Raw genomic sequence first — 25,248 nt, forward strand, 5'->3', positions numbered from 1 at the left:
GGGTTATGGGCGAGATACAGAAGATCAGAACTGGCCAGCCCTGTGCTTTCATGATGCACGTTCACTTGGTCTTCGTGACCAAGGTCGCACAAGGTTGTTCACGGACGCTCGTCTGACGGACCTGCACCAAGTGCTGCTGCCCCAAGTGGATTTGGCCAGTAGGAGGCAACCTGGTGCCGACCGAGGACTCGCTGTACCTCGACGGCGAAGTGCCTTCCGGCACGCAGATCAAGATCAGTGAGTAACACCCTCCACGCACCCGCCCCGGAGATCAACGCGGCGGACGTCGAGTAGCCGGGTCCGGAAGGCTTCCACGCGCCAGACACTTGCGGCCGCGGAAGCATTCGTACGTAACGGCACTTGTGCGTGGGTGCGCAGCGGCATCCCGCCTGCGGAACAGCCGAGCTCCTGCTTGAACGGACCCCCGAGCCTCGGGAGTTCGGCTTCTCGCTGCGCCCGCGCAGCGAGGACGACGACTTGCTTCGCCACGGGGGCAGCGTGCAGCCAGCATGTCGAGTGCACCCCGTCCACCTACCTGCCAGGCTTTGCTGAACCGCCCCGGGGCCTACCGCCGACTCCATATGAAACGGGGCGTACCGGAATACATGACTGATGGTGAAGGGGATCAGAGTGGATGCACGTGCGTCGCGTCGTCAGTGGTTCAGCATGCCGCTGCAGACGTCCTGTGACGCCGGGTGGTGCATGCGGATGCGGCCCTTACCCGCGCTTTTGGCCTCGTACATGGCCTGGTCGGCGTGATCCAGAAGGTCCTCGGGTGTGATGCCTGGCATGGCGACCGCGATGCCGATGGAAGCCGAGACCACCGCGTCAGTGCTGCCGATGCGATACGGCTTGGTCAGGGCGGACAAAATCCGTTCAGCTACTTCTCTGGCTGGAGGAGGGCATGCCCCTGCCTCTCCTTCCAGGAGTGCGGTGAACTCATCGCCGCCGGGGCGGGCGACGGTGTCGCCAGCCCGCACGGATGCCTGGAGCCGACGGGCAGCCTGAATGAGCAGGGCATCGCCCATGGCGTGTCCGGCCGAATCGTTGACGGCCTTGGAGCCGTCCAGGTCCAGGAACAGCACTGCCGGCGGAGTCGTGCCGACGGTCCCCTTCCGTAGTGCGTGGGCGACTCGGTCGGTGAACAACGCACGGTTGGGCAGGCCGGTCAACGCGTCGTGGAAGGCACGGCGTTCGAGCTGCGCCTGCAGTGCGACCCGCTCGGTCACATCGCGGCTGCTGAAGATCAGTCCCTCAGGGTGGAGGCTGATCGTCGACTCGACATGGCGCCATCCCCCGTCAGCGGCCCGGACGCGGCAGAACACGTGGCGGCCCGGGCCGCGGTCGCCTGGCTCGGCTTCCTGCCGCAGCCTCTCAACGGCTTGCATCAGCGGCGTCGCGTCGTCCGGGTGGGTATACAGGGGCAAACGAGCGCCTACGAGATCCTCCGGCCTGTGGCCGAAAACGTGACGGGCGGCCGGACTGACGTAGAGCACACGGCCGTCCAGACTGAGGACGGTGATCACGTCGGACAAGCCGTCGACCAGGGTGCGGTAATGGGCCTCACGGGCGACGACCTCTCGCGTGATACGCAGGTGGTCGGCCTGAACGATGCCTTGCCGGACACCGAACCCGAGAAGCACCGTACCTGCCAGGGCCATCATCACCGCATCGGTGCGGCCACCGGCCAACACGTGCGCCCCCATGGCGAGCAGGCAGACGACCACAGGCACAAAGCCTGCCACCACCCCGACGACAGGCAGCACCCGCTCACCGACCCCCACGACGCTGACACCCCCCGGCATCCACGGCACGGCAGCGACCAGGAGCAACCCTGTCATCGAGCAGGTCGCCGCCAGAGGGACCCCGTACCAGGTGCCCGGCACCGGCAAGAGGATGCGCAGCATGTCGCCGACAGCCAGGACAACAAGGGCCACAGTCGCCACAGTGGTCGCTGTGCGCTTCCCGGGTTCAACGCAGAAGCAGAGGGCGACCACGAGACCCAAGACAAGGATGTCCGTCACCACACGTGCGAGACCCAGCACCGATGCCGTCACGTCACCGCCTTGATCGGCGCGATGCAGCAGAAGCACCCAGCACAGAGTGAGCAGCGACCCTGCGATCATCCATCCGTCCAGGACCCGCCGTAACCACATCAGGTTCGTGCCGCTGTCCGCTGCTGCCATCACCAGTCCGGCCACACCCAGCCCCAGACACACGGCGATCCCGGCGGCCCCCAGGCCCTGAACCATGGAACGGAGGACACCAGCAGAGTGCCCTGTCGCCGACGAGGGCTGACTTACGACGAAGTGGTGAAGGCCGCCTGCTGCGGCCGAAACAGCGAACAGCCTCAGGCGAAGACGCACCCTTTCGGCGGTTGTCCGGGCCCGCGCAAGGAGAGAAAGGGCGGCTACTCCGTGCGCAGCCGGCACTCCTACGCCGGCCGGGAGCACGGACGCTGTCAGACCCCCGCCGACGGCGGCGGCAACCGCAAGGCCCACACCCAAGGCCTTGCCCACGCCCGCCACATAAAGCCTGCCGATGCGGGCGGCGTGAAGCAAACCGTCTCGACCGACCAACGCCAGCATCACGCCCCCCTTTTCGGTGATCGAGCCCAGAAAAGCAGACGCACGCTTCCGGAAATACTCGAGTGCGATAAGAGGCTATGAGCATCTGGCGCCCAAGCCCTCGCGGTGGCTTGAGGCGTCACCTGAAATAACGACGCCAGTTGTGCGCCGACGCCCCGCCTCTGGTAAGGAAGACGCGCAGGTTTCGCTCTAACGGGACTTGACGTTGTACATGGCAACCGCATGGGGATGATTCAGACGGACAGTGGCCTGGGCCTCGCTGCGGAAACGTTGCCTTGTGGCCTCGTCCTGACTCGACGGCGAGCAGCCGGGGGAGGACACGAAGCCCGCGCGGGTGGCCGCCCCTTTCGCCTCCCCAGACAGGCCAGGCTTCTCCGCGTCCTACTCGTGGGTGCACTACATGGGGGACTGTCCTGAAGTTTGCGTGTCTGGCCTGGTGTGACCCGAGTTGGCATGAGATGGGTTCTCTGCCAGGAAGGATCACAGATGGGCAGCAAGGACGAACCGGGCCCCGTTGAAAGCGAGCACCAGGTGCGGACGGGGGCGGAGTTGGCGCGGATCGCTGAGAAGAACCGGGATTTGGCCGAGGAGTTGGTGGAACGGGCCCGACGGGACGGGCTCCAGTTCGTGGGCGAGAGCGGTCTGCTCACCGGGCTGGTGAAGCTGGTCCTGGAGGGTGCGCTGGAGGCCGAGATGGCCGAGCACCTGGGCTACGAGAAAGGAGACCCGGCCGACGCGGGGTCGGGCAACCACCGCAACGGCACCAGCCACAAGACCGTGCTCTCCCAGGTGGGGCCGGTGACCATCGACATCCCCCACTACCGCGCGGGATCGTTCACGCCACAGATCGTGCCCAAGCACGCCCGCCGCGTCGAGGGCTTCACCGAGACCATCGTCTCCCTGTACGCGAAGGGCCTGACCACCGGGGAGACCCGGCCCACCTCGCGGAGGTCTACGACGTGGAGGTCTCCCGCGACCTGGTCTCCCGCGCCACTGCCCAGGTCGCCCAGGACCTGGCCGCCTGGCGCACCCGGCCGCTGGACCGCGTCTACGCGGTGCTGCTGATCGACTGCATCTACATCAAGATCCGCGACGGCGCGGTCGCGAACAAGCCGGTCTACATCGCGGTCGGCATCGACCTCGATGGGGACCGCGACGTGCTCGGGATGTGGGTCGGCACCGGCGGCGAGGGCGCCAAGCAGTGGATGACCTGGCTGACCGAACTAAGCAACCGCGGCGTTGGGGACGTCCTGGTCACCTGCTGCGACGGCCTCAAGGGGCTGCCGGAGTCGATCAACGACGTGTGGCCCCAGACCGACGTCCAGCTCTGCGTGGTCCACCTCGTGCGCACCAGCCTGCGCTACTCGGCCAAGCAGCACTGGGCCGCCATCGCCCGTCAGCTTCGCGAGGTCTACACAGCCAAGACCGCCGACGAGGCCGAGCAGCGCTTCGTCCGCTTCGAAGACGAGTGGGGCCAGCGCTACCCGGCGGTGATCGACACCTGGCGCCGCAACTGGGAACACGTTCGTCTTCATGCGCTTCCCGGCCCCGATCCGCCGCGTCGTCTACACCACCAACATGATCGAGTCCTTCAACTCCCGCTTCCGGCAAGCAACGCGGCGACGCGGCCACTTCCCCGACGACGCGGCATTGAAGGTGCTCTACCTGGTCATCCGCAACCCGATCAAGAACCGGGCCAACGTCACCGGCAAGACACCCGCCGAGAAGCAGGCCATCAACAGCCTCGCCAGCTACTACGGCGACCGCGTCACCAACCAATGACAGGAATCATCCACACCAGGCCTCACACAAAGATCCAGACACTCCCTCCGGATCTCACCGAGGTCGACGGTCTGTTCCGGGTAGCCGTGCGGTACGTAGATCTCGGCGTGGTTGGCGGCCTCAAGGCAAGCCTTCAGGTAACCCTCCGGGTAGCTCATCGGGCGACCGGCCCGACGAGGTCGGCGGTCACGTCCCACAGCCGGCCGGCCATGGCCGGGTCGAGGCCGGCCTTGCCTTGTCGGCGGACCGCCGGGGAGCCCCGGAAGCCGCCGAGGCCGTCCGGCCCGACGTAGGAGTTGCCGGGGACGTCCTGGGTGGCGGCATAGAGCAGCGACAGCGCTCCGCGCTCCGGGGCGTTGGTGAGAAACGTGAGCCGGTTGATGACGTTCGACCGGGAGTGGGCTGCCAGTGTGGTGCGGGCGATGCCCGGACTGGCGAGCACCGAGCGCACCGGGCTGTCGGCGGCGGTCAGTCGGCGCTGCAGCTCCAGCGAGAACAGGACGACGGCGAGCTTCGACGCCTCGTAGGCGCGCATCCCGTTGTGCTTGCGCGTCCGCCAGTCGAGGTCGTCCAGGTCGATCTTGCCCTGCTTGTGCAGTTCGCTGGTGATGTGCACCACGCGGTCGGTGATGTGGTCGAGCAGCAGGGTGGTCAGCAGGAAGGGGCCGGTGTAGTTGGTGGTGGTCTGCAGATCGAGGCCGTCGGCGGTGCGCGCGGCGGGGATGTCCATCACGCCTGCGTTGTTGATGAGGATGTCGATGTCGCCGGACCAGGCGTCGGCGAAGGCTCGCACCGAGGTCAGGTCCGACACGTCGAGCGGTCGGATGTCGAAGGTGCCGGGCAGGTCGGCGACGGCGTGGCGGGTCTTGCCGGGGTCGCGTACCCCCAGCACGGCATGGGCACCGGCACGGGCGAGTTCGCGCGCAGTGATCAGGCCGAGGCCACGGCCGGCACCGGTGATCACCACCGTACGGCCGGTCAGGTCCGGGAGGTCGTTCGCTGTCCAACTGTTCATGCTGGTCATGGGACTTGGCTCCGTGGTTCGTGGTTGGCGGTTGTGGGTCTGCGGCGACCGGTGATCGCATCGCCAGTGAACTCGCCGCACCACGGGCGCTGGAAGGACACGGGCAACCACTGAATGGCAGGTCGTGGCTGAGCCGCGCCGGATGGCCAAGGATGGGGATCATGGACCATATGTTCGACCGCTCGTCCCTGGGTGCCTTCCTGCGCACCCGTCGTACGGCGCTGCAACCGGAGGACGTCGGGTTGCGCCGTGGGCAACGCCGACGCGCTCCTGGCCTGCGCCGCGAGGAGGTGGCGGAGCTGTGCACCATGTCCGCCGACTACTTCGCCCGGCTGGAACGCGGCGACGGGCCGCAGCCGTCGGAGCAGATGGTCGCGGCCATCGCCCGCGGCCTGCGGCTGACCCCGGACGAACGCGATCACCTGTTCCTGCTCGCCGGCTACCGCACTGCCCGCCGTGACCTGCGGCTTCAGCATGTGAGCCCCGGCCTGATGCGGGTCATGGACGGCTTGGCCGGCACCACCGCGCAGGTCATGGGCCCGCTGGGCGAGACGTTGCTGCAGACGCCGTCCGCGGTGGCACTGCTCGGCGACCAGACCGAGTACACCGGCAACGCCCGCAGCGCGACGTACCGATGGTTCACCGATCCGGCCGCCCGTGAGCGCTACCACCCCGAGCAGCACGACGACAACAGCCGGACCAATGCCGCGCTGCTGCGCGCGGCCGTCACCCGGGACGGGCCCGGCTCCGCCGCGGCGGACCTGGCGGACCTCCTGCTGCGCACCAGCGACGAGTTCGCCCGGTTGTGGGAGCGCCACGAGGTGGGCCTGCGCTGGAGCGAGACCAAACGGTTCGTCCATCCCCAGGTCGGACGGCTGGACCTCTACTGCCAACTCCTGCTGGAGCCGGACCAGGGCCAGTCGCTTCTCATATTCACCGCCACCCCGGGCACGGAAAGCCACGAGAAGCTCGCCCTGCTCACCGTGCTGGGCACCGACCAATTCGCCACCGACACCCAGTGACGCCACGCGCGGCGTCGACGAGCGTCCAAGCCGTCGCCGGACTGCTCTCACACCAGCAGACCGTCACCCTCTCCCCTGGCCTTCGAGCGTGAACACCGTCAGCGCCACAGGCCTCGACGCGCCACGACCAACCGCGCACGAGGTCGTGAGGACTGTCCCGTAGCTGCCGGACGCAGGGAAGACGATCACGCCGTGGCCGGGGTGATCACGGCGTCGGAGCGCGTACAAAAATACTCCTGTGCGCCGGCTCGCACACCTCTGCGATCATCCCCCAATGGCGCACAGTCTCGAATCGCTGGTCATCCGGCACACCCACCGCCTCTCCTCCCCCAAGGGCTCCGCCGGGGAAGGAGCCACCGCCGCACGGCAGTTCGACGTGGCGCTGGCATCCGTGGGCTTCAAACTCTCGGCGGAACTGCTGGAGCGGCTGTCGGGGCTGTCCGAGGCCGCGGTCGTGCGCACCGCCAAGCGGACGCTGCGCACCGTGAGCGAGATGGTGGGCGACCACGTCCGGCGCAACTCGTACTTCATCGACTTCCCAGCGAACGTGCCGGACACCGAAGAGTTCTGGATGCGGTGTGTGACGAAGGCGCTCCGCGACGACACGTCGCGCGAGAACGTGCTGACGCAGCTGGCACACGGGGTGCTGGACCTGCTCAGCCTCCCCACGTACGGCCGCTACCAGCACACCTACGAGGAGACGCTCGCGGCGCAGGACGAGCTGATCGCCTCGGCGGGCGACCGGGTGACCGTACTGCACCTCGGGCGGGACCTGGACGACGAACTCACGGACCTTCTTTCGCTTTCCTCGCCGTCGGCTTCGACTGGGAGGCGCCCGCGCGGCGCCTCCCAGTTTTCGTGTGTGCGCCGACGGTCATCACCCGTAAAACGCACAGGACTTGTCCCGAGCCGACTGATAACATTCTCTGAGGCGAGGCCATGAAAGGGCTTCCTTCTCCTCCGCCGTGAAAGCGGCTTAAGAGGTTGTCTCACGTGGCAAGTTTCGCGAGCTTCTTGTAGCAGGTCAGGGCGGCGGCCGTGGCCAGGCCTCGGCTCTGCCAGTCGATGCGGACCACGTACGGGATCTTGAGACCACGAGCAGCCCATGGCAGGCTCATGCCGCATGATCGATGAATTCGCGAAGGACAACCTGCACGGGAGACTGCGGCGGGACCGCGAGGCGCTGCTCTGGAAACTCGACGGCTTGTCCGAATACGACGCCCGCAGACCTTTGACAGCGACCGGGACCAACCTCCTCGGCCTGGTCAAACACGTGGCCACCGTCGAGGCCAGGTACTTCGGCGAGGTCTTCGACCGCCCTTCCCCGGAACCGCTGCCCCGGTGGCAGGACTCCGACGGCAGCGACCTGTGGGCGACCGAGGACGAGACCCGCGATCAGATCATCGGGTTCTACCGGCGCACGTGGGAACACTCGGACGCGACGATCAACGAGCTTCCCCTCGACGCCCCCGGCCACGTGCCGTGGTGGCCGGAGCCTTATGCCGACACGAACCTGTTCGCCGTCATGGTCCATGTCCTCGGCGAGTCCATCCGGCATGCCGGGCACGCCGATATCCTGCGCGAGGGCCTCGACGGCCGGACCGGGTTGCGCGCCGAACACGAGAAGCAGATCGACGAGGAAGCCCGTGCAGCCTACTGCGCGAAGATCGAGCAGGCCGCCAGGTCGGCCGCACCAATCAAGGCTTAGAGGTTGTCTCACGTGACTTGATGTTCGTGCGGCATGATGCCGGTCGTGGGTGCTGATCTATCGAAGCGTCTGGTTCCTGATGAACTCTGGGAGCTGGCCGCCCCGTTGCTGCCGTCGTTCGCTGCTCGTCCGCAAGGTGGTGGGACCGTTCCGTGTGACGAGCGGGCCGTGTTCCCGGCAGTGGTGTACGCGCTGACCAGCGGCTGTGCCTGGCGGCATCTGCCGCCGACGTTCGGCACGTCGCCCGCCACCGCGCATCGCCGCTTCACGGTATGGACCGAGGCCGGCCTGTGGCGTCGGCTGCACTGGGCGGTGCTGGACGAACTCGGGCCCCGGGGCGAGGTGGACTGGACCTCGGCGATCGTCGACGCGGCCTCCGTTCGCGCCAAAAAAGGGGGGATCGCTGACCGGGCCGAACCCGGTCGATCGCGGCAAGAAGGGCAGCAAGCTGCACGTGCTGTCCGATGCCCAGGGCATCCCGCTCGCCGTCGCCGTGTCCGGCGCGAACATGCACGACCGCCTCGCCCTCAAACCGCTCATCCGCGGCATACCCGCCGTCCGGTCCCGCCGGGGACCACGGCGGCGCCGACCCGTCAAACTCCGCGCGGACAACGCGTACTTCTCCGCCGAACACCTGGCCTGGCTGCGCGAGCGCGGGCTCGTCGCGCGCATCGCGCGGCCCGGCATCGAGTCCGGCGAACGCCTCGGTCGGCACCGCTGGAAGATCGAGCGGTCGATCGCCTGGCTCTTCGGCTACCGCCGCCTCACCGTCCGATACGAACGAAAGGGCTCGCACTTCCTCGCCTTCCTCGGCCTGGCCGCCGCCCTGACCTGCTACAAGAAGCTCGCGAAACTTGCCACGTGAGACACCCTCTAAATGTATGAGTCCCTTCGCTTTCCTCGCCCTTGACGTCGCTCCGGGCGGTGCCCGCGCTCACCGCGTGAACACCGCCCGAGCCGTTTTCAGGCCCTTTTCCGCGTGGCCACGGCCGAAGAGCACGGCGTGCACCAGCGGAGGGAAGAGCTGGTGCAGTCCGACGCGGTTCGTCCAGCCGTCGGCGAAGGGAGCCGCCCGCTGGTAGCCGTCGAGGACGTGGTCCAGGTAGGGGCAGCCGAAGAGGGCGAGCATCGCCAGGTCGGTCTCGCGGTGGCCGCCGTGCGCGGCCGGGCCGATCAGCCGGACGTGGCGTCGGCGCCCTACAAGACGTTGCCGTTCCAGAGGTCACCGTGCAGCCGGGCGGGCGGCTCGGCGGGGCCCGCGAGGTCGGGCAGTCCCATGCAGACGTTTGCCGCCAGACCGCGTAACGAGACCCGTAGGAGCCGACCGCGACCCGCAACTGCCTCACTGCCAGCAGGCCGTCACCATCGTCGCTCTCCTGGCAACACCGGAAGCCGTCCGGCCCTCGGTGCTTGTCAGGTCCTGGTACATGGTGAGCACCGGAGCCGGGCGGCCATCGGCCTCGACCAGATGCCTGACCAGAGTGTCGACCACCTCCGCGTCGCCCCGGCGGCCGAGTGCGTCCAGGTACTCCTCGGCGGTTGTCTCCTCCAGGACGACCTTGCGGCCGATGGATTCGGAGATGCACTCGACCTGCTCCCGCCGCGTCACCGATTCCGGACCGCTCAACCAACACGCCTTGCACTCATGGCCCAGCTCGGTCATGTGCGGCACAGCGATGTCCGCGATGTCGCTCTCATGGATCGCCGAGGCGTGGGCATCCGGGAACGGGGCCCTCCCCCCCGTGCCGCGGATCGAGTGCGCCCACCGCAACGTGTTCGTCGAGAACGTCCCCGGGCGCGGAAACGTCCACGAAAGCCGGGACTCCAGCAAGGCACTCTCGGTAGCACGCCCACCAGTCACCAGAGCCGTCACAACAACTCCTCGCATCAAGCCGTCACAACAGCTCTTCGCATCAACTCGTCTCGTTGATCACTCCGCGGAGTCCAGGCGTTCGCGCTGATCGGCGGTCAACTCCAGTGACACCCCCGCGACGGCCTCGTCCAGCTGCTCGACCGTGCTGACGCCGACGATCGGCGTGGCAGCCGGGTTCCCTCCGGTCAGCCACGCCAACACCACCCGGTTGCGGTTCGTGCCGGTCTCGGCGGCGATCTTGTCGAGCACCGCGAGGCGGCGGGCGGTGCCGGGATGGTCGTACTCCGCGGGCAGAGGCTTGTCCGCGCGGGTGTAGCGGCCGCTCAGCAGCGGCGTGTACGCCCACAGAGCCATGTCCGGGTGGTGCTCCAGGTAGTGGAGCACCTCGTCGGTGACCGCACCGAACCGGTGCACCACGGTGGGCCGGGTCGCGGGGCGCGGTTGCAGGTACGTGTGGTGCTGCTGCACCGCGGTGAAGCCGGCACCGCCGTGGGCCCGCGCGATCTGCCGTGCCCGTTCGATCTGCCAGACGGGGTAGTTGGAGCAGCCGAGGCGGCCGACCGTACCCGCGGACACGAGCTCGTCGAAGGCGGCGACCGTCTCTTCCAGCGGTGTGGCCGGATCGGGCTTGTGGGCCCAGTACAGCTCGACGTGGTCCGTACCCAGTCGTCGGAGACTGCCCTCGATCCCGCTCTTGACGACCCCGGCCGAGAGGCCCTCGGCCGTCTCCGGGAATCGTCCGGCCACGGTCGGCTCGCAGCCCACCTTGGTGCTGATCCTGACGCGGTCACGGACGCCCGGGCGGCTTGCCAGCCAGCGCCCGAGCAAGGTCTCGCTCTGCCCGCCGAAGCCGGTCGGGTCGTCCCAGAACGCGTAGCAGTTGGCGGTGTCGATCCAGACGCCTCCGGCGTCCACGAAGCGGTCCAGGAGCTCGAACGATCGGCGCTCGTCCTGAGCCGTGCCGAACAGCATGGCCCCAAGAGCCAGGTTCTCCATCATGTCCCTCACGCTAGGCGGATTCGGATCGGCGGTACGCTCCAATCTTGTGGCTGTTTCCCAGACCAATCTCGCGTGGGCGACGCTGCTGGATGTCGGTCCTCCGGATAGCGGGCGCCGCCGCCTGCACGATCGCCTGGCTCACGCGCTGCGCACCGCGATCCGGGACGGCCGGCTGGCGGAGGGCGCCGCCGTGCCACCGAGCCGAGCGCTCGCCGAGGAACTCGGCTGCTCCCGTTGGGTCGTGACGGAGGCGTACGGGCGGCTCATCGCGGAGGGTTACCTCTCCGCCCGCGTGGGTTCCGCCACGCGTGTCTCGTGGTCACCGGACACCGCGCCGCCGCGGCCTCGCGCGCAGCGCGCACCAGCACGGCCACCGATCCGGTACGACCTCGCACCCGGCCTGCCCGACCTGCGGGCGTTTCCCCGCCGCCGCTGGGCGGACGCCGTCCGGGCGGTCACGGGCTCGGCCGTCCACTATGACCTCGGCCTGCCCGACCCCGCCGGGCACGCGGTGCTGCGTACCACCGTCGCGCAGTATCTGCGGCGCTCGCGCGGCGCGGACGCGCACGCCGTGTCCGTGTCCGTGTGCGCGGGCGTCACCGACGGTCTGGTACGCACGTGCCGGGCGCTGCGCGCCGAGGGGATTGCCGACCTGGCCGTGGAACACCCCGGTTGGGGGCGGTTGCGGGACGCCGCAACGAGCACCGGCCTACGCGTGCACCCGGTGCCCGTGGACCACGACGGCCTCCACGTCGACGACCTCGCGCGTACGCCGGCCCGCGCCGTCGTCGTCGGTGCGGCACATCAGTTTCCCACCGGCACGGTGCTGTCCGCGGCACGCCGGGCACGTCTGGTGCGCTGGGCCCGCGAGGTGGACTGTTTCGTCATCGAAGACGACTACGACGCCGAGTTCCGCTACGACCACCACCCGGTCGCCGTCATGCAGGGGATGGATCCGAGCCGGATCTTCCTCCTCGGCTCGGTGAGCAAGACGCTGTCGCCGGCCCTCGGCCTGGGCTGGCTGGTCGCGCCTGTCGCGATGACCCCGGTGCTCCGGGAAGCGAACCTCGTCGCCGCCGCGCCACCGGTGCTGGACCAACTCGCGCTCGCCACTTTCATCGACCGCGGGTGGTACGACGCCCACCTGCGCGCGGCGCGGCGGCGGTTCCGATCCCGCCGCGACCTGCTGGTCCGGACGCTCGGCGCCCAGGTGCCGGAGGGCCGGGTCGCCGGCACCGCCGCCGGGCTGCACATCCTGCTCCACCTACCGGACGGCACCGACACCCGCGGGGCGGTCCAGGCGGCGGCTGCCGCCGGGCTACGCCTGGCGGACCTCGACGACTATCGCGCGCCTCGGTCGGCGGAACCCGCGCTCGTCCTCGGGTACGGCAACATCAGCGACACGGAGATCCCCCCGGCCGTCGCGCTCCTGCGCGAAGCGTTGCGTTCACAGACGGCCTCGCCACCAACGCGTACAGCGCAGCTGAGTCATGACGATCGATGACGCGGGGAGGCCGCCGTCGTCATCACCGCCATCGCCGCGGTAACGGGCTGACCGGCGATTGATCTTGGTGCGTGCTGGCTGGCCTGGGGTTCGGCTGGCTGGTGTTCACTCGCAGATCGGCCCGCTACTCGTACCGGTACTTCAGCGAGTCCGCCTCCGCCTGCTCGATGTCGGCGATCGTCAGCTCCGGCATCCGCAGTTGGGCCAGCGTCACCTCCGCCGAGGTCGGCTGGGCATCGGCCGGCAGCCACTGCTCCGGCTTCCAGGCCCCGCTGCGCAGCAGCGACTTGGGACAGTGCGGGTAGACCTCCTCGATCCCCAGCACCAGCGCACTGGCCGGCGGCTTGCCCACGGCGGTCAGCTGCGACAGCAGCTCCGGGCGGGTGGAGACGACAGCCCGGCCGTTCACCCGCAGGGTGGTGGTCCGCCCGGGAATGACGAACAGCAGCCCGGCCCGTCCGGTGGCGATGACGTTCTGCAGGGTGTCCAGCCGCTTGTTGCCGGTCGCGTCCGGAATCGCCACCGTCCGTGCGTCCAGGACGGCGACGAACCCGGCGGGGCCGCCGCGCGGCGAGACGTCGCAGTTGCCCTCGGCGTCCGCGCTGGCGACCAGGACCAGCGATGAGCAAGCGATCAACCGCCGGGTGTGCTCGGTGAGTTCGGTCATCTGTTTGCGCACGGCCGCGTCGCCGGGGAGCGCGTACGCCCGGCGCAACGCCTCCTGGTCGGGCACGGCGTCGAGGCGGAGCGAGTCGAAGGCACTGCCGGCAAGGGGTGTCGTCATGCCTCCGACCCTAACGAGCCGACCTGCGATCGATCTTGGCCGGTGGGGACGGGTACATAGAGACGGCCGCGCGAGATGTCTGGTGTGTGACGATCAAACAGGCCCGAGCGACCATGTCCCGTCCTGCCTTCTATGGGCTGTCGCGCCAGCATCTGGGCGAGTTGGCCGCGGAACTCGCCCCGCGCTGGGTAGCGCGCTGCGAGTCCGGGCGTCACGGGCGACGTGAGGGCGACCGTCGGCGGGAGGCGGGGGCCGGGCCGAAATACGAACTGGTCTTCATCGACCGGCTCCTGGTGACACTGGTCCATCTGCGGACCGGGCTCACCCATGAGGCGTTGGGCGTGCTCTACGAGGTGGGATCCTCCACGATCGGCCGGGCCATGCGGGAGGTCCACCCGCTGCCGGCAGACCGTGGGTTCGCCGTCCCCGACCAGCCCGGCATCCGGTTGCGGACCCTGGAGGACGTGTTCCCTACGCCGCGGCCGAGGACGTCACCTTGCGGATCGACGGGATGGAGACACATGTCCGCCGCCCACACGCGGGCCGTCCCAGCCGACGGGCCTTCGTCTCCGGCAAGCGCAGGCAGAACACCGTCAAGACCACCACGATCAGCGACGGCCAGGGCCGCACCCTGTGGTCCGGGACCCAGCGCCCCGGCCGGTTGCACGACCAGACCTCCGTGCGCATCGAGGGCATCGCCGAGCAGTTCCAACAGCACCCCGGCGTGAGAGCCGAGGTCGACGACGGCTACCACGGCCTGGCCAACGAGTTCCCCGACCAGGTCAGCGCCCCACCCAGGAAACGAAGGACATGAAGTCCCCGAACGAGGGGCCGGTCACCGAACGCTACGGCCGGCGCGAGATGAAACGACACCAGTCCTCGCGCCGGATCTGCGTCGAGCACGCCAACGCCGAAGTCCGCCAGTGGCGCCCGCTCCAGCGATACACCGGCCGCCGAGAAACCTACGGCGAAACCCACCTCGTCATCGCCGCCCTGGTCTCCGACCGCGCCTCCGAACGACCCACCCGGCACAACCCGAGCACCGAGCTGGTACACGTCCGCACCACGGCCTGCTGAAGCACCCGCCTGCCGAACCCGCAGACCAACACGCCCCAAGATCAATCGCGGGTCAGCACGTAACTGTCCTGGCCGTCCTCGAGCGCCCAATGCAGCGTTCGAGCAACGGCATGGGTTCCGTCTTGGAGGTGTGGCGCGAGTGGTACGTCGGGCACGCGTGTCACCCCGCCGCCTTGTCAGGCTGCGGGGTGACAGGGAGAGGCAGGGGCAGAGGCAAGGGCAGGCGGCCGGCTCAGCCGTCAGCGCTCGGTCAGCTGCTGCTCCCCCGGCAGACGCCGGCCGCGCAAGTGTCGAGCCAGGCGGCGAAGTCCGCGTCGTAACGGGTGCCGATGCCGGTGTTGTAGACCGCATAGGCTCCGGCGTAGTCGCCGGTGCGGAACTTGGTGAGCATGGCCTGCACGTCGTCCGGGTGGTTCTCAATCATGTAGCGGACGGCCAGGTAGCCCCACGGGTAGGTGCGGGTCAGGTCGGAGTTGGCGTACGTGCTCTGCCACAGGGTGCTCAGGGCGTAGGTGTGCTTCCCGGCATCGGAGAGCGCCTCGGTGTCGGGCACGCCCCGGTAACTGTACGAGACGTACTCGGCGAAGCCCTCGATCCACCAGATGTCCGGGACCGTCTGGCCCGCGGAGAAGTCGCCGTACGTGTCGTAGCGGCCGTCGAGGTAGTGGGTGTACTCGTGGTTCAGGTTCCAGATGTCCGCCGGGAAGCCGTCGCCCACGCTCTTCACGTAGGCGACGAAGCGGGCCTGGTTGTTGGGGTCGGCGGGGTTGCCCTCCAGGTATTCGCCGCCGTTGTTGGTGCTGTTGCCGAAGATCCAGCCTGAGTACGTCTGGTACTCCCTGGGGCTCGCGAAGACGACGATCTGGATGTTGGTGTTGCGGTCGTCGGCGACCGGGCCGCTGTCCTTGACAATGCCGTGGAAGTAGGCGTCCTGTCCCTGCACGCTCTTGCAGGCCTCGGCGAGCGCCGAGTCGGTCAGGGACTGGGCCAGGAAAGTGTGCCCGTCATCGCACTTGTAGGTGATGGGGAGTGCCGCCACGGTGAGCTTGGACGTCAGGTCGCAGGTGTCGTAGTACGAGCATTGGGCCGCGTCGTGCGCGGAAGTCATCTCGGCGGCGCCGACCCACAGCGGAGCGGTCGGGCCGGTGACCGAGGAGGCACCGAGCAGGCCTTTCACCATCGGCCGCACCTTGTCCTGGAGCCCGGCCGTGTCGAGGAAGCGCGCCGTCTCGGTTCCGGCGTTGGAGGCCATGAAGTACCAGGTCCCGCTCAGCATCGACATGTGGTTCAGGGCGAACGAGTTCAACGTGTCGATGATGCTCGGGTCGGCGGTGACCGCGCTGATGAACGCGGGGTTGAAGTGGCCGCGGAAGAGCGGGGTGAAGACGTCGTTGACGGCCGTGTCCATGCTCCAGTAGGCGTCGTAGGAGCTGTCGTAGGCGTTCAGCACTCGCTTGTACGTGTCCAGGTAACGAGCCTGCTCGTTGGCGCTGTCCGTCAGGATGATGACGTCGCCCAGGACGCTGCCGTGTTCCGAACTGACGTCCATGAAGTGGCAGTTGGCGGTGAACGCGTCCAGTCCGCCTTCGGTGGCCGCAGCCAGGGTCGAGCCGTAGTCGCCGACATCGGCCGAGTCGTTGTACTGCACGTAGTAGCCGGCGCGCAGGAACAGCACGAGCTGCCACACGTGGGTGGAGTTGTCGCCGGGATACGTCTGCGCCGCGTCCTGGAAGGCGTTGGCGACGGTCACCATCTGCGCCTCGCGGAACACGTTGCGGGCGTCCGTGCCGGTGATGCCGAACAGCGTATTGATGCAGTCGGTGGTCGAGTCCTGGATGTACGCGACCAGTTCGGATCCGGTACGGGTGCCGAAGTCGGCCGGGGTGCACGACGCGGCTGCCGCGTGTTTCGTGGCTTTGGGAGGCCGTACGGCCTTCGAGGTCGAGGAGGTCTGCGGCAACTGCGGGCTGAGCGGCCGGACATGGGCGGCGGCCAGTCGCCCGCTCTGGACGTCTGCTTGATCGGACGCAGCGGTGTTCGCGCCGAGCGGCGACAGCGCACGCGGCTTGGGCTTGGTCACGACGGTGAGCGTGGGAGCAGCCGTTGCAGCGGCCTTCGGTCCGACTGCTGCGAGGGCCGGCGCGGCCGGCAGGCCTGCTATCAGGGCGCTGACCGCCAGGCTGACGGCCAGGAATCTGGACGCGGATCTGGACGGACTTCCGGGATGGAATCCGGGCAGGGCAGGTCGACGACGCATCAATGCTCCTTCGTGAGTGGGGGTCGCTTCGAGCACGAGCGGCGAGGCGTGGGGGGAACGTCCCACTCACAGTGGCCAATGACAACGGACTGAGGGATACGACAATGGAGGGGCGAGCCATAACATCCGTGCCCGCAGAGGCAGTTGACGGTCAGGGCGGGACGCCGAGCAGGTCTCCGCCTCGTGTTATGCGTACGGCGGAAAAACGGTATGGGGCGGGGCGGCCCCCTGCTCCCTACGATCCCGGTATGACGACGAAGAAGCCGCTCCACACCGGTTCGCACGACCTTCCGGTCTCCTCAGCGCTCGCCGAGTTCCTCATGGGGAACTGGGAGTCTTCGCCGCGAGCCGATCCGCCCCCGCAGTCGATCGCACCGTGGGCGGCCAAGCGGCGCGACCGGCTGTCCGCGCGCTTCCCCGGCGAACGGCTCGTCGTTCCCTCAGGCGTCCTCAAGGTGCGCAGCAACGACTGCGACTACCGGTTCCGGCCGCACACCGCGTTCTCGTACCTGTCGGGTGGGACCGAGCCGGGCAGCGTCCTGATCCTCGAACCGACCGCCTCCGGTCACGAGGCGGTGCTGCACGTCCGCCCACGATCCCCGCGCGACACCGGGGAGTTCTACCGCGACCGCCGCTACGGCGAGATCTGGGTCGGCCGCCGCGCCACCCTCGACGAGGCCTCCTCACTGCTCGGCGTGGCGACCCAGGGCCTCGACGACGTGCCCGCCCGGCTGAACGGCGCGCGGCCGACCCGCTTGCTGCGCGGCGTCGACCCGGAGATCGACGCGCTCGTCGACAGCACCGGCCGCGAAGAGGCCGACCTCGAATTCGCCTCGTTCCTGTCCGAGATGCGCCTGGTCAAGGACGAGTGGGAGGTCGAGCAGCTGCAGATCGCGGTGGACGCCACGGCGGCCGGATTCAGCGACGTCGTGCGCGCACTGCCCGAGGCCGTCCGCCATCCGCGCGGCGAACGCTGGGTCGAGGGCGTCTTCGGCCTGCGCGCCCGCCTCGAGGGCAACGGCCTCGGCTACGAGACAATCGCCGCCGCCGGAGCGCACGCGTGCGTACTGCACTGGATCGCCAACGACGGTCCGGTCCATCCCGGTGACCTGCTGCTGCTCGACGCCGGCGTCGAGTCGGACACGCTCTACACCGCCGACATCACGCGCACCCTTCCGGTGAGCGGCACCTTCACCGCCGCGCAGCGCGACCTCTACGACCTCGTGCTCGCCGCGCAGGACGCCGGTATCGCGGCGGTCCGGCCGGGCGCGCGCTTTCGTGACTTCCACCTCGCTGCGATGCGGGTCATCGCCGAGGGGCTGCACTCCTGGGGCCTGCTCCCGGTGACGCCGGACGAGGCCCTTGAGCCCGAGAGCGGTCTGTTCCGCCGCTACACGTGGTGCAGCAGCGGCCACATGCTGGGCATGGACGTCCACGACTGCGCCGCGGCCCGTGCCGAGCAGTACCTGGACGGCGTCCTGGAGGCGGGCCACGTCCTGACCGTCGAGCCTGGCCTGTATCTCCAGCCGGACGACCTGACGCTGCCGCCGGAGCTGCGCGGCGTCGGCGTGCGCATCGAGGACGATCTGGTCGTCACGGAGGACGGCGCCCGCCTCATGTCGTCGGCGCTGCCGCGCACCGCGTCGGCGATCGAGACGTGGATGGGCGAGCTCCTGGCCTGACCCTGCGTCCCACGGCGCGGTCGCCGCCGTAACTGGCCCTAGGAACGCGGCAGATGGAACGTCTGCGCCGCCCACGCCTGGAAGTGCGCCGACCGCGTGATGAGGTCACGGTAGGACGCGTGCGCGGAGCTGAACAGTGTCTCCGTGATGTCCTCAGTGACATGGTCGCGGCGCCATGCGAGCAGATAGCGGGTCCACAGCGGTGTGCCGCTCAGCGGTTTGACGATCACGCCCTGGTTCGGCCGGGTCGTAGCCTGCACGATGGAGACGCCGAGTCCCTCGGCGATCATGTCCTGGAGCTGGAGCCGGTCACCGAGGTACTCATGGACGGCCGTGGGCGTGAACCCGGCTGCCGCGCAGGCCGCGTAGAACACGCCCGGCCAGCCGGCACCGTCGTCGGGGGTCAGGAACCAGGCCTCGTCGGCGAGTTCGGCGAGGGGAACCTCCATGCGGTGCTTGAGCCGGTGACCGGCGGGCAGGGCTACGAACGCGGGTTCGTTGACGATCTCGCGATGCGCCACGGCCGCGGAGTGCCGCAGCTCCATTCCGGGGTAGTCCGCGGCGATCGCGGCGTCCAGCTCGCCCTTCTCCAAGTGCTCGACTATCTCCGACGACGGGTAGACGCTGCTCACCGTCAGCGTGAGATCAGGCCTCCGGCTGCGTATACGGACGACCATGCCGGACAGGACGGGCGAGTTGGTCGCCGCAAGGCGCAGGACCCGGGGTGCTTTGACGCCGTCCCCCGCCGGACGGCGCCTGATGGCATCCGCACGGGCCAGAATGTCGCGCGCCTGAGTCAGGACCTCAAGGCCGTACCGGGTCGGCTCGACTCCCGACGCGGTACGCACGAACAAGTCCTCACCGAAGAGCCGCTCGATCCGGCGCAGTTGGGTGCTCATCGCCGGCTGCGAGTACTTCAGGAGTGCCGCGGCCCGCCCCAGACTCCCGGCGTCGGCGATCGCACACAAGGTCCGTAGATGCCGAAGCTCCAGGTCCATCGTCCGGGCTCCTCTTCTCGACGCCCCTGCCGTCCGCGGTCACCGGGCGACTCTAGCGGTGGTTCATGGCGGGGTCAGTAAGCGGAGGGTGAAGCTGGACACGTCGACGCCGGACGGACACACAAGCACGTGAAGCCTCTGCTGGAGATGGACTCTTCTTGGTCGAAAACCCAGCTGCCAGGGACTTCACCTGTCTGTCTGTCCAAAAAAGATCGCACCCTGCTCGACTCCCCGCATACCGGTTCGAATCATCGAGTGCATCGTCATCACAGGCAATTCACTTTCTGCGCAGGAGGGTTAGTACTGCAACGGTCCTTGTCGTGACTGCTGGCCAGGTTGGTCGTTGATGAGGTCATGGGTGGGGACCTTGCTGATGTCGGCTTGTGGGCGGGTGAGATTTACAGTCCCACTTCCGAAAGGTCTGGAGCACCGCCTTCCGAGCCCAAGACTGGCTCACGCACAGCACGGAGACGATGTCGCATGACCGCCTCCACAGCGGCCGCCATCGCCACCCGCCATCGGCAGACCCAGGACAAGCTCGCTCGCGTCGAGAAGGCGCTCGGCCAGCTCCGCCGAGAACGCGGCCGACTGACCGTCCGGGCCGTCGCCGAACGAGCTGGAATCTCCGCGACATTCCTCTACGAGAACACCGACGCACGGGCCCTCGTGCAGAACGCCCATGGCCGACCACCACAGCCACCACGACCGCCAGGCCCAGCAGGAACACGACCGGATCGAGGCGTCCTGGCGGGAGCGTGCTCTGAACGCCGAGGCCGAGCCGACCCGCACCCAGAAGGAAGGCTTCGCGCAGCGGCAGCGGCAGCGGCAGCGGCAGCGGCAGCCGATCGGTGAACTCTTGGGACAGCTATGCGACTTCGACCTGATGGTTCCCGGCGAGTCCGTCCAGCATCTGACCACCGAGAACACCATCCTCAAGCACCGCGTCCGCCAGCTCGCCCAGGAGCACCGCAAGCTCCAGGAACGGCTCGAAGGCGCCCGCTCCAACCTCCGATTCGCGGACAAGCGCATCACCGACCTCGAGGTTCAACTCCTCGAACGCGATCAAACCTGAGGCGGTAGCCACGTCCTCAGGCGGACTGCCTGGTCGGTTCTGTCCGGCGGCCCTTCGGCCGATCTATTCAAGGAACTCTTGGATGGATGATGCGAAGACCTCGAAATCGTCGAACCAGGAGGCTGTAGTCGACCTCCAGACTCGTCCGCTGCCTGCCACTGCGAACAGATAGCCACCGCCATCACTGGCGAACACGATGGCAGGGGGCTCGTCGTCGATCTGGACAGATCCGTACTCGCGGAAGTGCTCGGTAACTGTCCAGGCTGGGTGGTGGACGAAGTATCCGTGCTCGACATCAGGCATAGAAACTTCGCAAATCGCCCAGTAAAGGGTGGTCAGGTCGGAGGGAATCGGCGTCAGATCCACGAGTGCATCCGTCGCCTTGTGGCTCTCAGCCGTTGCGAGTGCGACGGCGTTCTCACCAGGCGGGAAACCGTGCGTCTTCAGAAACGACGACACCAAAGCCCTGAGCTCCGCAGAAGTCTGTTCGCACCAGCCTCGCAGCCACTCCGAGTCGAGCCGCTCACCAGACACGTTCATCCTCCTCGGCGCACCGCCAGCTCGGCATTCGCGAGCCTCGAAGAATCTACCGAAGGGCATCACGGCCACGACCGCGACGCATCGTCGCAGTTCAGAGCTCATCCGATGAGCTCCACGGTCGGTAAAGACTATCTCGCGACGTGGGTGCTTCTCGGGACGGCCGCCGGTCTTCGTCTCGCAGGCCGGGATCGGCAGCAGCGGCTCAAGCATGGCCCTTTCGTCGTCCCAGGTGTCGGAGGGATAGCAGCATCGCCTCGGCAACGGGCTCTCCTTCCAGGGGCGGGCCGGCCGGTCATGCGTCGATGTATTCGGCGATCACGTCCAGCGTCGACTCGACGGAGCTGAGCTGGGTGTTCAGGTGCCTGATCCAGCGGCCCTTGGGCTGCAGGACAGCGGGCGGGACAACGGTGCCGGTGATGAACCGGCGGATCTCGGTGAGCTTCTCCCGGATGATCACGACCTCGTATGCCTGGAGCTCGGCCGGGTCGGAGCAGAACTTGTAACCGTTCGCCCGCGACCAGATCAGGGGCGGCCAGCCGCGTTCGGTGATGATGTCCCGCAGGCAGGCCAGGCCCAACCGGACCTGGCTGGGCGATAGTTCGCTGGATCTGACCAGCTACTTGAAGGCCAGACTGGCCGGCCGGGCCTCGAAGAGAACGAACCGGATGGTGTCGGCATGCCGCTGGGCAGTCGGTGATCTGCGCTCGGAAGCGCAGGGCATCGACTACTCACCTCGCAGGAGCCGGGCCAGTTCGCCGTCGACGTCGACCTGCCTCATTGGACCGAGTCCGACGGTCCGGGAAGCGGTTGATCTTTGTTCCAGAATCTGAGGCTCCTGCCCGGCGAGCGTGCGGTAGGTTGCCCGCCATGACTGAGCTTGGACCCGTCGCCTGGCCGCCTGCCCCGATCAGGACCGAGCGGCTCGTGATCCGCGAGCCCGAGGCCCGGGACCGTGCGGCGTTCATCGAGTTGTTCGCCTCACCAGAGGTGCATACCTACCTCGGTGGCCCTCGACCGCGTGATGAGCTCGAGCGCACGGTGCCCGAGGTATCCGGACGGCGCCCTGGCTTTTTCGTGATCGATCTCGACGGAGAGATGATCGGCATGGTCAAGCTCGATCGGCACGACGCGGAGAGTCCGGGGCACGTCCGTCCGGATGTCGGGGAGGCCGAGCTCGGCTACCTGTTCCTGCCAAAGGCGTGGGGACGCGGGTACGGCGCCGAGGCGTGCGCAGCGGCGCTCGACTGGTTCGCCGACGCGCTTCCCGGCAAGCCGGTGGTGCTGCGCACCCAGACCGCCAACGAGCGCTCGATGCGCCTCGCGGCAAAGCTGGGGTTCACCGAGGTGGAGCGGTTCGAGGACTACGGCGCCGAGCAGTGGTTCGGCGTGTGGTCCCCGGTCACGCCGTCTGGTTGAGCTCGTGCTCGACAGCACGGATCCACGAGGCCACCGATCGTCACGCGAAATCCGTGGTTGATTTTCGCCCTAGATCATCGATTCCAAGGAGCGTCCGTGAGTGTCTGCTGACGTATCTGCGGTTCGAGTTGGTCAGGCCGGTTCGTAGATGGCACTGTCAGCCTTGCTGATCAGCGCCCAGTAGCGGTCGCCATATGACCAGTGCCACCACTCGGTGGGGTAGTTGACAGAGCCAGCGCCGCCCATGGCTCGGAGCATGACAGTTGCCCGATGGCGTCCTGCGGGACACTCACACACGACAGACTCATCCCCACGGCCTTCCTGCTGAGCGGTATATCTGTGACGGAGCACAGCATCAGCGGAAGGCCGTTCCCACGTGCCCTGATCTGGACAAACCCCACTCACGTGTGAAACACATTCGAGGCCAGACGATAAACGACAAGCTGAAGGTAGAGTAACCCCCGCACGAGCGGGCGAGGTCGCCCGCGGCCGCGCCCCGCTCGGCGCCTCACAGCGACAGCTGGATCACGAAGCGTTCGAAGAACCGGTAGGCCTCCAGTTCCTGCGCATCCTCTTCCTGTGGGCCCGCCCAGACACGCACCCGATAGGGTCCGGGCGAGGTGAGGGCGTACTCGTCCCCGGCCGGTTCCCGCATCAGGTTGACCAGCTGGATCCGCCTGGACTCGAAAGACACGGAGGCCACTTCCCCGATCGCCCGGAATCCGTCCCCGGCCGGCCCGTCGGGCGCCGCGTCCCAGATCTCCACCCGGACCCTGGCCAGTTGGTCTTCGAGATCCGACGCGACCACCAAAGAGTCTTGGTGGACCAAGAACGCGGAGTTGCCAGGAATCCGGGCGAACGGCTCCTCGTTCCCCGGATCGTTGTCGATCAGAGCGAACAGGTGCCGCTCCACCAGCACCACCGCCTCAAAAGAGCCAACCAGTCCCACCCCATGCCCTCCACCCGCTGTACAGAGCGCCAGTATCTTAAGCAACGCACGCCACCAGGACTTACCAAGGCGAGACGCCACCCGAGCGTCCCGAGCGGACGCACCCTCAACAACTGCACCCGCCCGGCAGCTCAACGGCGGCGAATTCCCTTAGCGGGCATCTGATAAACGTTCAGGATGGCCTGCGGCGTCGTATCCCCGGGGAGCGGTGCCCCAGCTTTCCCAGTCGAGGATCGTGGGGCCTGGTGGTGAGGTTGGCGGCGTGGAAGTCGCCGTGCGCGCAGGCCCATTGTGTGATCTGGGGTGCCGGGTGGCCGGTGTACTCGGGGAAGGCGCGCGAGATCCACTCCTGGCGCACGGCGGTGCGGCCGGTGGGGGTGGCCGCGATCGCCGACAGGTTCATACCGATCGTCTCGAACCAGGGGCCGGGCAGGTCGAGTTCGTCGCGCAGGACGGGGTGCGGGGACAGCAGCGGCTCGTCGACGAACGCGGACAGCTCGGCACGGTAGGCGTATCCATCGCCGGTCCGGTCGTACAGGGCGTGGAGCGCCGGTTTGCGGACGCCAGGGAACGCGGCGGCGGAAGAACGCTATATCGGCGGCCGCGCCAGCATGGTCGCAGGTCATCGACCCGGCGTCCAACCTCGCGCAAGTCGGCGTTCAGCCTGATTCCAACACGCGTGGCCAGGTTCCACCCATCGTGTCCCGGCTCACGCCGGTGAGCCGAAACGCAGTAGCTGGCACTGGCAGGGCTCGACGAGCCGGTGAGAACGACCGTTCGAGGCAGCCTGGTGTCACTGATGAGGCACGCGGCTTGTCACAAATTCTCGTTCAGCAGCCTTTCTGTCACCAGTATCAAAGTCACTGCTCGCCGGCCGAGGGTTGTCGGGCCAGGAATTCTGCGAACGCCGCTGACTGCTTGGGGTCCATGAATCCCTGGCGCGTGTGCATGGCTTTGTCCTTAAGCCACGCCGCCTCGTCTGCGGTCAGCTGCACCGCCACCACCACCCCGCCCCGAGCGAAGCTCACGCGCCTGCCATCAGCGCGCACGTACCGGGTGTAGGTTCCGTACTCCTGCGGGCTAGCCAACGGCTCGGCTCCAAGCCGGCCGACGTCCCACGTCGTCTCGTCCGCGTCTTCCTCTTCCTCTTCCTGTTCCTGTGGCATCGGTGCGGGCGCGGGGTAGTCGGCGCGGGCCCAGTGCTCCAGCTCAGCCACAGCCTCCGCCGAGATCAGCACAGTCACCGGCACGCCCGCCTCAGTGAGCACAACGCGTTCGCCGGTGGACTCGACCAGCGAGACGAGGCGCTCGTAGTCGATCGGGTCCGGAGCGTACCGACGCTCAACAACGATCTTCACATCTTCCATAAAGCCTGACGCTACCGGCCAACTACGACACTCAAGCAGCCGACTGCAACGCCCAGTCGCAGTGACAGGAAGCCTGCCTTTGTGACAACTATCGCGCTTCGGCTCAGCCGGTGAATTCAGCAGTCATTCTTTTCCCTACTTAGTAGTCCAGGTCCACATAGTCGATGTCATTGATTTCGACGTCCGAAAGTCCCATAGCGCGCCCTCCGCCGTCCTGGAAATGGACGTCTTTAAACCCTTCGGCGATGATCCCACGCATTTCCTGGTCGCTGACGCCCGCAACGCGGGCGTCGAATAGGCGCTGCGCGTACGCCGGGGGGTGCACGGTGAGTCGCCGGAAGCGGCCGTCGTCGGTCGTGCCGACCGGCGCGGTGTAGCCGAAGCGGGCCTTTGTCTCCACCGTGATCCCGCCGGTGGCGGCGGCCTGCTTGCGCCGGCGTTTGCGGAAGTTCATGGCCGGCATCGAGCTGTCCCAGGTCCTGTGAGAAGGGGCGGTGCGACCGCGCCTCGGAGAGGTCTTTGCCGCAGGAGGTCGCCTCCACAGCGGGAACAAGGCCGAGCCGGCCGTTCCGTCGGTGCGCTGCCTCTGCCGAGGACGCTTGACGA

At 67.9% G+C, this 25,248-nt stretch carries 23 protein-coding genes and 7 pseudogenes; 14 read left to right on the plus strand and 16 right to left on the minus strand.

Annotated elements, in window-relative coordinates; translation table 11 throughout:
• Positions 1-653 precede the first annotated feature (653 nt).
• Complete coding sequence (locus KVT44_RS40770; protein ID WP_217572888.1) at positions 654-2,252, minus strand: diguanylate cyclase; 1,599 nt, start codon at positions 2,250-2,252, stop codon at positions 654-656.
• Positions 2,253-3,074: 822 nt separating this feature from the next.
• On the opposite strand from KVT44_RS40770, the gene KVT44_RS40775 reads away from it, so the two are divergent.
• Together KVT44_RS40775 and KVT44_RS58810 are read left to right on the plus strand one after the other, a co-directional pair.
• Positions 3,075-3,653, plus strand: coding sequence for a transposase (locus KVT44_RS40775; RefSeq protein ID WP_217572889.1), 579 nt, complete (start codon positions 3,075-3,077; stop codon positions 3,651-3,653).
• A pseudogene (locus KVT44_RS58810) lies at positions 3,548-4,370 on the plus strand (IS256 family transposase). The gene KVT44_RS40775 and the pseudogene KVT44_RS58810 overlap by 106 nt, the downstream one beginning before the upstream one ends.
• 154 nt (positions 4,371-4,524) lie before the next feature.
• On the opposite strand, the gene KVT44_RS40790 reads toward KVT44_RS58810, so the two are convergent.
• Positions 4,525-5,394 carry an SDR family NAD(P)-dependent oxidoreductase gene (locus KVT44_RS40790; RefSeq protein WP_217572892.1) on the minus strand — a complete coding sequence of 290 codons (870 nt, stop codon included), beginning with the start codon at positions 5,392-5,394 and terminating at the stop codon, positions 4,525-4,527.
• A 170-nt stretch (positions 5,395-5,564) separates the two neighbouring features.
• Here KVT44_RS40790 and KVT44_RS40795 point away from each other — a divergent pair, with 170 nt between their 5' ends.
• Positions 5,565-6,416, plus strand: a complete 852-nt coding sequence (locus KVT44_RS40795; RefSeq protein WP_217572981.1) for a helix-turn-helix transcriptional regulator — start codon at positions 5,565-5,567, stop codon at positions 6,414-6,416.
• 274 nt (positions 6,417-6,690) lie between these two features.
• A pseudogene (locus KVT44_RS40800) lies at positions 6,691-7,212 on the plus strand (hypothetical protein); the annotation flags it as partial.
• A 193-nt stretch (positions 7,213-7,405) separates the two neighbouring features.
• Here KVT44_RS40800 and KVT44_RS60250 read toward each other — a convergent pair.
• Entirely contained in the window at positions 7,406-7,534 is a 129-nt protein-coding gene (locus tag KVT44_RS60250; protein ID WP_302832171.1) for a hypothetical protein, read from the minus strand.
• Positions 7,535-7,539: 5 nt separating this feature from the next.
• Between KVT44_RS60250 and KVT44_RS40805 the strand changes: the two genes are divergently transcribed.
• Positions 7,540-8,124, plus strand: a complete 585-nt coding sequence (locus KVT44_RS40805; RefSeq protein WP_217572893.1) for a DinB family protein — start codon at positions 7,540-7,542, stop codon at positions 8,122-8,124.
• A gap of 36 nt (positions 8,125-8,160) precedes the next feature.
• Positions 8,161-8,989 (plus strand): IS5 family transposase gene (locus KVT44_RS40810; protein WP_217572982.1). Its coding sequence is split into 2 segments (ribosomal slippage): positions 8,161-8,511 and positions 8,513-8,989, totalling 828 coding nucleotides; the frame shifts between segments, so codons are not numbered across the junction.
• A 69-nt stretch (positions 8,990-9,058) separates the two neighbouring features.
• On the opposite strand, the pseudogene KVT44_RS40815 reads toward KVT44_RS40810, so the two are convergent.
• From KVT44_RS40815 to KVT44_RS40825, 3 genes and pseudogenes are all read right to left on the minus strand, one after another.
• Positions 9,059-9,396, minus strand: a pseudogene (locus tag KVT44_RS40815) (fructosamine kinase family protein); the annotation flags it as partial.
• Positions 9,397-9,466: 70 nt separating this feature from the next.
• Positions 9,467-9,751 carry a hypothetical protein gene (locus tag KVT44_RS40820; RefSeq protein WP_217572895.1) on the minus strand — a complete coding sequence of 95 codons (285 nt, stop codon included), beginning with the start codon at positions 9,749-9,751 and terminating at the stop codon, positions 9,467-9,469.
• Between the two features lie 303 nt (positions 9,752-10,054).
• Positions 10,055-10,996, minus strand: a complete 942-nt coding sequence (locus KVT44_RS40825) for an aldo/keto reductase (RefSeq protein ID WP_217572897.1) — start codon at positions 10,994-10,996, stop codon at positions 10,055-10,057.
• A gap of 46 nt (positions 10,997-11,042) precedes the next feature.
• On the opposite strand from KVT44_RS40825, the gene KVT44_RS40830 reads away from it, so the two are divergent.
• A complete protein-coding gene (locus KVT44_RS40830) occupies positions 11,043-12,500 on the plus strand; it encodes a PLP-dependent aminotransferase family protein (protein WP_308314244.1) in 1,458 nt (485 codons plus the stop codon).
• Between the two features lie 124 nt (positions 12,501-12,624).
• Here the strand turns inward: KVT44_RS40830 and KVT44_RS40835 are convergent, their stop codons facing one another.
• Positions 12,625-13,284: an MSMEG_1061 family FMN-dependent PPOX-type flavoprotein gene (locus KVT44_RS40835; RefSeq protein ID WP_099918412.1), complete on the minus strand. Its 660-nt coding sequence runs from the start codon at positions 13,282-13,284 to the stop codon at positions 12,625-12,627.
• Positions 13,285-13,397: 113 nt separating this feature from the next.
• On the opposite strand from KVT44_RS40835, the pseudogene KVT44_RS58815 reads away from it, so the two are divergent.
• The 3 genes and pseudogenes from KVT44_RS58815 to KVT44_RS58825 all read left to right on the plus strand — a co-directional run.
• Positions 13,398-13,640, plus strand: a pseudogene (locus KVT44_RS58815) (transposase family protein); the annotation flags it as partial.
• A 155-nt stretch (positions 13,641-13,795) separates the two neighbouring features.
• On the plus strand, positions 13,796-14,098 hold the full coding sequence (locus KVT44_RS58820) for a transposase family protein (protein WP_254650587.1): 303 nt from the start codon (positions 13,796-13,798) through the stop codon (positions 14,096-14,098).
• The gene (locus tag KVT44_RS58825; protein WP_254650588.1) at positions 14,095-14,361 is read left to right on the plus strand and encodes a transposase; all 267 of its coding nucleotides are present in this window, start codon (positions 14,095-14,097) and stop codon (positions 14,359-14,361) included. The genes KVT44_RS58820 and KVT44_RS58825 overlap by 4 nt, the downstream gene beginning before the upstream one ends.
• Positions 14,362-14,611: 250 nt before the next feature.
• Here KVT44_RS58825 and KVT44_RS40845 read toward each other — a convergent pair whose 3' ends face one another.
• A complete protein-coding gene (locus KVT44_RS40845; protein ID WP_308314245.1) occupies positions 14,612-16,441 on the minus strand; it encodes a collagenase in 1,830 nt (609 codons plus the stop codon).
• A 425-nt stretch (positions 16,442-16,866) separates the two neighbouring features.
• Between KVT44_RS40845 and KVT44_RS40850 the strand changes: the two genes are divergently transcribed.
• A complete protein-coding gene (locus tag KVT44_RS40850; RefSeq protein WP_217572903.1) occupies positions 16,867-18,300 on the plus strand; it encodes an aminopeptidase P family protein in 1,434 nt (477 codons plus the stop codon).
• A 38-nt stretch (positions 18,301-18,338) separates the two neighbouring features.
• Here the strand turns inward: KVT44_RS40850 and KVT44_RS40855 are convergent, their stop codons facing one another.
• Complete coding sequence (locus KVT44_RS40855; protein ID WP_217572905.1) at positions 18,339-19,298, minus strand: LysR family transcriptional regulator; 960 nt, start codon at positions 19,296-19,298, stop codon at positions 18,339-18,341.
• Positions 19,299-19,778: 480 nt separating this feature from the next.
• Between KVT44_RS40855 and KVT44_RS58830 the strand changes: the two are divergent.
• Both KVT44_RS58830 and KVT44_RS40860 read left to right on the plus strand, forming a co-directional pair.
• A pseudogene (locus tag KVT44_RS58830) lies at positions 19,779-19,919 on the plus strand (hypothetical protein); the annotation flags it as partial.
• Between the two features lie 58 nt (positions 19,920-19,977).
• Positions 19,978-20,370 carry a hypothetical protein gene (locus tag KVT44_RS40860; RefSeq protein WP_217572907.1) on the plus strand — a complete coding sequence of 131 codons (393 nt, stop codon included), beginning with the start codon at positions 19,978-19,980 and terminating at the stop codon, positions 20,368-20,370.
• Positions 20,371-20,433: 63 nt separating this feature from the next.
• Here KVT44_RS40860 and KVT44_RS40865 read toward each other — a convergent pair whose 3' ends face one another.
• Entirely contained in the window at positions 20,434-21,120 is a 687-nt protein-coding gene (locus tag KVT44_RS40865) for a hypothetical protein (RefSeq protein ID WP_254650611.1), read from the minus strand.
• 82 nt (positions 21,121-21,202) lie between these two features.
• A complete protein-coding gene (locus KVT44_RS40870; RefSeq protein WP_254650606.1) occupies positions 21,203-21,526 on the minus strand; it encodes a RacP protein in 324 nt (107 codons plus the stop codon).
• 251 nt (positions 21,527-21,777) lie between these two features.
• On the opposite strand from KVT44_RS40870, the gene KVT44_RS40875 reads away from it, so the two are divergent.
• Entirely contained in the window at positions 21,778-22,326 is a 549-nt protein-coding gene (locus tag KVT44_RS40875; RefSeq protein ID WP_217572987.1) for a GNAT family N-acetyltransferase, read from the plus strand.
• Between the two features lie 132 nt (positions 22,327-22,458).
• Here the strand turns inward: KVT44_RS40875 and KVT44_RS40880 are convergent.
• The 5 genes and pseudogenes from KVT44_RS40880 to KVT44_RS40900 all read right to left on the minus strand — a co-directional run.
• Positions 22,459-22,587 (minus strand): annotated as a pseudogene (locus KVT44_RS40880) (dipeptidase); the annotation flags it as partial.
• 247 nt (positions 22,588-22,834) lie between these two features.
• Positions 22,835-23,275 (minus strand): hypothetical protein, encoded by a 441-nt coding sequence (locus KVT44_RS40885; RefSeq protein ID WP_217572912.1) that lies wholly within the window; start codon positions 23,273-23,275, stop codon positions 22,835-22,837.
• A gap of 172 nt (positions 23,276-23,447) precedes the next feature.
• Positions 23,448-23,678: a hypothetical protein gene (locus KVT44_RS40890; RefSeq protein WP_217572914.1), complete on the minus strand. Its 231-nt coding sequence runs from the start codon at positions 23,676-23,678 to the stop codon at positions 23,448-23,450.
• Between the two features lie 457 nt (positions 23,679-24,135).
• Positions 24,136-24,642 (minus strand): hypothetical protein, encoded by a 507-nt coding sequence (locus KVT44_RS40895; RefSeq protein WP_217572916.1) that lies wholly within the window; start codon positions 24,640-24,642, stop codon positions 24,136-24,138.
• A gap of 139 nt (positions 24,643-24,781) precedes the next feature.
• Positions 24,782-25,087: pseudogene (locus KVT44_RS40900) on the minus strand (XRE family transcriptional regulator); the annotation flags it as partial.
• Positions 25,088-25,248 lie beyond the last annotated feature (161 nt).

It is taken from the genome of Streptomyces sp. GbtcB7, from assembly GCF_019091445.1.
GTDB lineage: Bacteria > Actinomycetota > Actinomycetes > Streptomycetales > Streptomycetaceae > Streptomyces > Streptomyces mirabilis.

What these genes read in the sequence shown, in the direction of transcription:
- KVT44_RS40825 (WP_217572897.1), bottom strand. Translation starts at nt 10,996, where the DNA reads ATGATGGAGAACCTGGCTCTTGGGGCCATGCTGTTCGGCACGGCTCAG.
- KVT44_RS40865 (WP_254650611.1), bottom strand. Translation starts at nt 21,120, where the DNA reads ATGCTTGAGCCGCTGCTGCCGATCCCGGCCTGCGAGACGAAGACCGGC.
- KVT44_RS40805 (WP_217572893.1), top strand. Translation starts at nt 7,540, where the DNA reads ATGATCGATGAATTCGCGAAGGACAACCTGCACGGGAGACTGCGGCGG.
- KVT44_RS40855 (WP_217572905.1), bottom strand. Translation starts at nt 19,298, where the DNA reads ATGGACCTGGAGCTTCGGCATCTACGGACCTTGTGTGCGATCGCCGAC.
- KVT44_RS40790 (WP_217572892.1), bottom strand. Translation starts at nt 5,394, where the DNA reads ATGACCAGCATGAACAGTTGGACAGCGAACGACCTCCCGGACCTGACC.
- KVT44_RS40770 (WP_217572888.1), bottom strand. Translation starts at nt 2,252, where the DNA reads ATGGTTCAGGGCCTGGGGGCCGCCGGGATCGCCGTGTGTCTGGGGCTG.
- KVT44_RS40895 (WP_217572916.1), bottom strand. Translation starts at nt 24,642, where the DNA reads ATGGAAGATGTGAAGATCGTTGTTGAGCGTCGGTACGCTCCGGACCCG.
- KVT44_RS40795 (WP_217572981.1), top strand. Translation starts at nt 5,565, where the DNA reads ATGTTCGACCGCTCGTCCCTGGGTGCCTTCCTGCGCACCCGTCGTACG.
- KVT44_RS40875 (WP_217572987.1), top strand. Translation starts at nt 21,778, where the DNA reads ATGACTGAGCTTGGACCCGTCGCCTGGCCGCCTGCCCCGATCAGGACC.
- KVT44_RS58820 (WP_254650587.1), top strand. Translation starts at nt 13,796, where the DNA reads ATGGAGACACATGTCCGCCGCCCACACGCGGGCCGTCCCAGCCGACGG.
- KVT44_RS40860 (WP_217572907.1), top strand. Translation starts at nt 19,978, where the DNA reads ATGGCCGACCACCACAGCCACCACGACCGCCAGGCCCAGCAGGAACAC.
- KVT44_RS40775 (WP_217572889.1), top strand. Translation starts at nt 3,075, where the DNA reads ATGGGCAGCAAGGACGAACCGGGCCCCGTTGAAAGCGAGCACCAGGTG.
- KVT44_RS40850 (WP_217572903.1), top strand. Translation starts at nt 16,867, where the DNA reads ATGACGACGAAGAAGCCGCTCCACACCGGTTCGCACGACCTTCCGGTC.
- KVT44_RS58825 (WP_254650588.1), top strand. Translation starts at nt 14,095, where the DNA reads ATGAAGTCCCCGAACGAGGGGCCGGTCACCGAACGCTACGGCCGGCGC.
- KVT44_RS60250 (WP_302832171.1), bottom strand. Translation starts at nt 7,534, where the DNA reads ATGAGCCTGCCATGGGCTGCTCGTGGTCTCAAGATCCCGTACGTGGTC.
- KVT44_RS40890 (WP_217572914.1), bottom strand. Translation starts at nt 23,678, where the DNA reads ATGAACCTGTCGGCGATCGCGGCCACCCCCACCGGCCGCACCGCCGTG.
- KVT44_RS40835 (WP_099918412.1), bottom strand. Translation starts at nt 13,284, where the DNA reads ATGACGACACCCCTTGCCGGCAGTGCCTTCGACTCGCTCCGCCTCGAC.